This window comes from Chitinophaga agrisoli (assembly GCF_008386695.1).
Lineage (GTDB): Bacteria > Bacteroidota > Bacteroidia > Chitinophagales > Chitinophagaceae > Chitinophaga > Chitinophaga agrisoli.
Map to the genome: position 1 here is coordinate 1 of NZ_VUOC01000074.1, position 377 is coordinate 377.

At 50.1% G+C, this 377-nt stretch carries 1 protein-coding gene; it reads right to left on the reverse strand.

All coding sequences use genetic code 11. The annotated features are described in order from the left end of the window. A partial coding sequence (locus F0L74_RS34640; protein ID WP_149842234.1) for a trypsin-like serine protease occupies positions 1-377 on the reverse strand: 377 nt, incomplete at both ends.

The window sequence follows — 377 nt, forward strand, 5'->3', positions numbered from 1 at the left end:
GGTTTGTCGTTATAGATCCAGAGCTGCTGGTCAGACCAAAGCCTGAAGCGACTGCCGAGGATCCAACAAAGTTTTCTTGTAATTCCTGTCCACTTGGAAGAGCGATCGTATTGATTGTATCAGACAAAGTAACGGGACTGGGTAGGTAAATGACGGCCACATCATTACGAATGGTAGTAGGAGACCAATTCGGATGCATTACAATCGAACTGGTCTCAACTCTGGTGCCACCGCTGAAGAGTGTCACGGAACCAAGAACGACCGTTACGCTCGTGCCTTGGTTGGTGCCATCGAACCAGCAGTGAGCAGCTGTCAATAGTCTGTTAGTGGTAACAAGCGAAGCTCCGCAGACGCCCGTGCGTGGTTGTCCATTAACG